This window comes from Streptomyces sp. NPDC059875 (assembly GCF_042731085.1).
Lineage (GTDB): Bacteria > Actinomycetota > Actinomycetes > Streptomycetales > Streptomycetaceae > Streptomyces.
The window spans coordinates 22,070-28,315 of record NZ_JBHWJZ010000058.1 but is presented as its reverse complement, the minus strand read 5'-3'; the positions used below and the strand labels follow the sequence as shown (position 1 = coordinate 28,315).

Genomic DNA, 6,246 nt, shown 5'->3' with positions numbered 1-6,246 from the left:
CGCGTGTGCGGGCCGCGGCGAAGGCGTTCACGCTGGAGACATGAGCACGATCCTGGTCACCGGCGGCACGGGGACGCTCGGTCTCCCCGTCTGCGAGCGGCTGCGGTCGGGCGGCCACGAGGTCCGGGTGCTGAGCCGGCACTCCCCGCCGTACGCCGTCGATCTGCGCCGGGGCGGCCCGCTCCTGGACCGGGCCGTGGACGGCGTGGACGCGGTCGTCCACTGCACGAACATCCTGCGCCACGACGAGCAGGCCACCCGCGTGCTGATCGAGGCCGCACGCCGGGCCGAGGTGCCGCACCTGCTGTACATCTCGATCGTCGGCGTGGACCGGGTGCCGCTGGGCTACTACCGCACGAAGTACGCGGTCGAGCGGCTGATCCAGCAGTCGGGGCTCGACTGGACGATCCTGCGGACCACCCAGTTCCACGATCTGATCCTGCGGCTCGTGGAGGGCCTGGCGAAGCCCCCGGTGATGCCGGTGCCGAAGGGCGTGCGGGACCAGCCGATCGAGGTCACCGAGGCCGCGGCCCGCCTCGCGGAACTCGCGGCCGGCCCGCCCGCCGGGCGCGTCGCGGACCTGGGCGGACCCGAGATCCGTACGTTCGCCGAGCTGGCCACCGCGTATCTGCGGGCGACCGGGAAGAAGCGCCGGATCGTCGAGGTGCCGCTCCCGGGCAAGACCTACCGGGGCTTTCGCCACGGCGGCCACCTCGCGCCCGAGTCGGCGCTGGGACGGGTGACGTTCGAGGAGTTCCTGGCGATCCGCTTCGGTGACGGACCCGATTCCCGCTAGGGCCTGACTGCGCGGCGACGACCACCTGCCCCACATGGGCGGGTCTGACTCCCTTTGCGGAGTGTTCAGCCGAATCGTGACGGGCTTCCGGACATAGTGCGGGCATGGCACCCACCCCCCTCCCCACGCGCCCGCACAGACGGGCGCGCGCCCGCAGAGGCCTGCTCTGCGCGCTCCTCGCGCTCACGGTCCAGACGTCCGCCGCCGCACCCGCGCTCGCCGAGGGCCCAGGCGGCCATGGCGGACGCGACTGTGTGCGGACCGAGCGTCCTCTCGACGACCGGGCCCGCCAGATCCTGGACATGACCCGGAAGGCCAAGAAGGACCTCCATCTGAACTCGGTGGAGCTGAAGGTCACCGTCGACGGGCACGAGGTCGTCACGGACGCGCTCGGCGAGTCCATGACCGGCGTCCCGGCCAGGCCGGACATGCACTTCCGTGCCGGCTCCGTCGCCTTCGCCCACATCGGCACCGCCCTCCTCCAGCTGGTCGAGGAGGGGAGGGTCCGGCTCGACGACACCGTGGAGCGCTGGCTGCCCGACCTCCCGAAGGCCGACCAGATCACCCTGCGGATGCTGGCCACCAACACCACCGGCCTCCACGACTACGTCACCGACCCGGCCTTCCTGGCCGAGCTGGAGGCCCACCCGTTCCGCCACTGGACCACGAAGGAACTGCTCTCCTACCCCTTCAGCCACTCGTTCTGGTACGCGCCGGGCACCAACTGGAGCTACTCCCACGCCAACTACGTGCTGCTGATCACCGCACTGGAGAAGATCACCGGCACCCGGATCGACGAGTTCCTGAAGCAGCGGGTCTGGGGCCCCCTGGAGCTGCGCAACACCCGGAACAACTTCACCCCGGACATCCCGCGCCCGGTCCTGCACGCCTTCACGGCCGAGCGCGGCCTGTACGAGGAGTCCACCTTCTGGAACCCGTCGTGGACCACCGCGCCCGGCGCGGTCATCACCACCGACATCTGCGACCTGGCCCGCTCGGCGCAGGCCATCGGCAGCGGCGAACTCCTCTCGCCCCGCTCGTACCGCACCCTCCTCAACCCCGGCACCGTCGGCCTCGGCGGCGCGACCGCCACCTGTCCGGCCACGATCTGCCTGAAGCAGACCGAGGCGGCGCACTTCGGCCTGGGCGTCCTCGTGGTCAACGGATGGCTCGTCCAGAACCCGTCGTTCTCGGGCTATGCGGCGATCCAGGCGTACCTCCCGTCCGAGCGCCTCGCCATCGCGGTCTCCACCACCAAGACCGCGAACACCCCCGACGGCAACACGGCCGAGGACGTCGCCGAGCGCATCGCGGCCAAGCTCGCCCCGGACACCCCTCTGACGCTCGGCTGACTCTCGGAACCCGCCTCAGCACGGCGCCCCGCGGCTAGCCGCGCCGGCCGGGCTCCGGCGGGCCGAACAGCTCGTCCTGCGCCGCGTCACGTGCGGCCAGGAGGGCGCCGCGGAGGACCGCCGTGTCGCCGAGTTCGGTGGCGCGGACCTCGGTGCGCAGGGGCGAGAGCGCGGCGAGTTCGGCCTCGACGCGGGCGGCGAGCTCCCGGCCGCCGCGGTGGCCGGTCTCGCCGCCGAGGACCACGCAGCCCGGGTCCAGGACCGAGGCGACGGCCGCGGCGCCGACCGCGAGGCGGCGCGCGAGGGCGTCGAGGAACGGCCCGGACCCGGCGGTGAGCGCACCGGCCGGGTCCAGGCCGTGCTCCACGGCGAGGGCGTCGACCGCGGCCGCGCAGGCCAGCTCGTGGAAGCCGCCCTCGCAGCCGGTGGCCGAGGGCAGCCCGGAGGTGCCGGGCACCGGCAGGAAGCCGAGCTCGCCCGCGCCGCCGGAGGCCCCGCGGCGCAGCCGGCCGTCGAGCACGACGGCCGCGCCGACGCCCTGGCCGAGCCAGAGGAGGACGAAGGTGTCGCGGTCGCGGGCGGCCCCGGCGCGCTGTTCCGCGACGGCCGCGAGGTTGGTCTCGTTCTCGACGAGCACGGTCGCGGGCAGCCGCTCCTGAAGGGCGTCGATGAGGCGTCGGTGCCACTCGGGCAGCTTCGCCGAGTCACGCAGGCCGCCCGTGGCAGGGTCGATCAGTCCGGGTGCGCCGACGGCGACGCTGTGCAGCGGCTCCACCCCGGCCGCCTTCGCGGTCCGCTCCAGGAGCGCGACGGCCTTCTCGACGGCCGGGCCGGTCCCGTCCTCCCCGCCGATCGGGGCCGAGGCCTCGGCGAGCGTGGTGCCGAGCAGGTCGGCGACGGTGAGCGAGACGGAGTCGGTCCGCACGTCGAGGGCGGCGAGATGCGCGCGATCGGCGACGATCCCGTACAGCTTGGCGTTCGGCCCGCGCCGCTCCGCGCCGGACTCCCCCACGACCCGGACGAGTCCCGAGTCCTGGAGCCGTTCGACGAGGTCGGCGACGGTGGGCCGGGAGAGGCCGGTCAGCGCCTTCAGCTGAGTCGCCGTCAACGGCCCTTCGTCCTGGAGCAGTCGCAGGGCGAGCCGGTCGTTGATGGCCCGGGCGGTGCTCGGGGATGCGGGCATACCGGGATCCTCTCAGACTCTCGAGCGCGGCCCCTGCCGCCGCGGTCTATTTATCAGGCAGGGTTCCTGATAGTTTACCGCCGTCAACGACCAGGGAGGGCACATGGCGGGCGAGACCGTCTTCAGTACGGAGCGGCTGCGGCGGGCCCGATTCGCCGTCGCCGCCGTCTTCTGCGTCCACGGCGCGGTCACCGGCAGCTTCGCCACCCGCATTCCGTGGATCCAGGACCACGCCGGCGTCAGCGCGGGCCAGCTCGGACTCGCCCTCGCCTTCCCCGCCGTCGGGGCCTCCCTGGCGATGCCGCTGGCCGGCGCGATCAGCCACCGCTTCGGGGCCCGTACCGCGCTGCGCGGACTGCTCGCCCTCTGGACGACGGCCCTCATCCTGCCGTCCCTCGCCCCGAACATCTACGGGCTCTGCGCGGCGCTCTTCGTCTACGGCGCCACCGCCGGCATGTCCGACGTGGCGATGAACGCCCTGGGCGTCGAGGTCGAGAACCGGCTCGGCAAGTCGATCATGTCCAGCCTGCACGGCATGTGGAGCGCGGGCGCGCTCATCGGCTCCGCCGCCGGCACCGTCGCCGCCCACCTCGGCGGGGACGCGCGCCTCCACCACCTGATCGCGGCCCTGGTCCTGACCGCGCTCGGCCTGGTCTTCTGCCAGGGCGTGCTCGATCTGCAGAGCGCCCCCGACGAGGAGCCGCCGCCGCGCTTCTCACTGCCGCCCAGGTCCGCCCTGATCATCGGCGCCATCGGCTTCTGCGGGGTGTTCGCCGAGGGGGCGAGCCTGGACTGGTCGGCGGTCTACCTGCGGGACGAGCTCGGCTCGTCGGCCGGCGTCGCGGCGGCCTCCACCACCGCGTTCGCGCTGACCATGGCCGTCGCCCGGCTGGTCGGAGACCGGGTGGTGGACCGGTTCGGAGCGGTACGGACGGTACGGGTCGGAGGCGTCGCCGCCACGATCGGCGGGCTCCTCGTGGTCCTCGCCCCGCACGCCGCCGTCGCGATGGCCGGATTCGGACTGATCGGACTCGGGGTCGCCGTCGTCGTCCCGCTCGCCTTCGCCGCCGCCGGCCGCAGCGGTCCCAACCCCAGCCAGGCCATCGCGGGCGTCGCCACCATCACGTACACCTCGGGGCTCATCGCCCCGTCCGCGATCGGCGGCATCGCCGACGCGACCTCGCTGATGTTCTCCTTCGGCCTGGTCACGCTGCTCGCCTTCGGGCTGGTGCTCGGCGCCGGGGTGCTCCGCCAGAGCTCCCGGCCCACGAGCGCCGCCGCGGCCGGAAGCGGAAGCCCCGCGGCGAGCTCGGGCAAGGTCTCCTAGCGAACGCTGACGCAGTGTCGGAACCCCGGTGACCAGCGGCGCATTACCATGTTGGCTGATCTTCTGCGGCTGATGTTTCGCGCGGCGAACCGGCCACCGGAACCGGAGAACTGGAGCGACCCCATGAACCTCGGCGTGCGCTGGACCCTGCACGGCGACGGACGAACACCCGCTCCAGGAGCCGTCGTCCGGCCGGACGAGCGGCTCTCCTGGCCCCGTACGGTCGGCCTCGGCGCCCAGCACGTGGTGGCGATGTTCGGCGCCTCCTTCGTGGCGCCCGTGCTCATGGGTCTCGACCCGAACCTCGCGATCATGATGTCCGGTGTCGCGACGGTGATCTTCCTGCTCGCGACCCGGGGCACGGTCCCCAGCTATCTGGGCTGCTCGCTCTCCTTCGTCGGCGTCGCCGCGGCCATCCGGGCCTCCGGCGGCACCAGCGCGACCGTCACCGGCGCGGTGCTCGTCGTGGGCGCGGTGCTGTTCCTGGCGGGCCTGGCCGTACGGAAGTTCGGCGCGCGGATCATCCACGCGGCGATGCCGCCGATCGTCACCGGCGCCGTCGTCATGCTGATCGGCTTCAACCTCGCCCCGGTCACCGCCGCCACCTACTGGCCGCAGGACCAGTGGACGGCCCTGCTGGTCATGCTGTTCACCGGTCTGGCCGTGGTCTGTCTGCGCGGTTTCTGGTCGCGTATCGCGATCTTCCTCGGTCTGATCTTCGGCTACGGCATCTCCTGGGTCTTCGACCTGGTCTTCGGCAAGATCCACTCGATGTCCCCGAGCGGCCAGGTCACCGACCACTGGCGCCTCGACCTCTCGGGCGTCTCCCAGGCCGACTGGATCGGCCTGCCGTCCTTCCACGGTCCGAGCTTCGAGTGGTCGGCGATCCTGGTCGCGCTGCCCGTCGTGATCGCCCTGATCGCCGAGAACGCCGGTCACGTCAAGGCCGTCGGCGAGATGACCGGCGACCCGCTCGACGACAAGCTCGGCACGGCGATCGCGGCCGACGGCGCCGCCTCGATGCTGTCGACCGCCGTGGGCGGCCCGCCGAACACCACGTACTCCGAGAACATCGGCGTCATGGCGGCCACCCGTGTCTACTCCACCGCCGCCTACTGGGCCGCGGCCGGCTTCGCGCTGCTCTTCGGCCTCTGCCCCAAGTTCGGCGCGGTCGTCGCGGCCATCCCCGGCGGTGTGCTCGGCGGCATCACGGTGATCCTCTACGGCATGATCGGCCTGCTCGGCGCCCAGATCTGGATCAACGCCGAGGTCGACCTGCGCAACCCGCTGAACCTGGTGCCGGCCGCCGCGGGCATCATCATCGGCGTCGGTGGCGTGAAGCTGACGTTCACGGACACCTTCGAGATCGGCGGGATCGCGCTGGGCACGCTGGTCGTGATCACCGGCTACCACGTGCTGCGGGCCTTCGCCCCGGCGCACATGAAGGAGCAGGAGCCCCTGCTGGACTCGGGCACCAGCTCGTACGAGGGCACCGCGGACGACGCGGGCACCGCGCACGACGCGTCCGCCACCAAGTCCTAGGCGATTCGCCCGTTCTGGGGAAGCCGGGCCGAGGGAGTTCCCTCCC

The 6,246-nt window shown here is 72.7% G+C and carries 5 protein-coding genes; 4 read left to right on the top strand and 1 reads right to left on the bottom strand.

Annotation, left to right across the window (positions count from 1 at the left end; all coding sequences use genetic code 11):
- The first annotated feature begins 40 nt into the window (after positions 1-40).
- Both ACFV9D_RS37245 and ACFV9D_RS37240 read left to right on the top strand, forming a co-directional pair.
- The gene (locus tag ACFV9D_RS37245) at positions 41-796 is read left to right on the top strand and encodes an SDR family oxidoreductase (protein ID WP_385156951.1); all 756 of its coding nucleotides are present in this window, start codon (positions 41-43) and stop codon (positions 794-796) included.
- Positions 797-900: 104 nt separating this feature from the next.
- Positions 901-2,148, top strand: a complete 1,248-nt coding sequence (locus tag ACFV9D_RS37240; RefSeq protein WP_385156948.1) for a serine hydrolase domain-containing protein — start codon at positions 901-903, stop codon at positions 2,146-2,148.
- Between the two features lie 34 nt (positions 2,149-2,182).
- Here the strand turns inward: ACFV9D_RS37240 and ACFV9D_RS37235 are convergent, their stop codons facing one another.
- Positions 2,183-3,331 carry an ROK family transcriptional regulator gene (locus tag ACFV9D_RS37235; protein WP_385156945.1) on the bottom strand — a complete coding sequence of 383 codons (1,149 nt, stop codon included), beginning with the start codon at positions 3,329-3,331 and terminating at the stop codon, positions 2,183-2,185.
- Positions 3,332-3,434: 103 nt separating this feature from the next.
- Here ACFV9D_RS37235 and ACFV9D_RS37230 point away from each other — a divergent pair, with 103 nt between their 5' ends.
- A complete protein-coding gene (locus tag ACFV9D_RS37230) occupies positions 3,435-4,658 on the top strand; it encodes an MFS transporter (RefSeq protein ID WP_385156942.1) in 1,224 nt (407 codons plus the stop codon).
- Positions 4,659-4,781: 123 nt separating this feature from the next.
- On the top strand, positions 4,782-6,200 hold the full coding sequence (locus tag ACFV9D_RS37225; RefSeq protein ID WP_385156939.1) for a uracil-xanthine permease family protein: 1,419 nt from the start codon (positions 4,782-4,784) through the stop codon (positions 6,198-6,200).
- Positions 6,201-6,246: the final 46 nt, after the last annotated feature.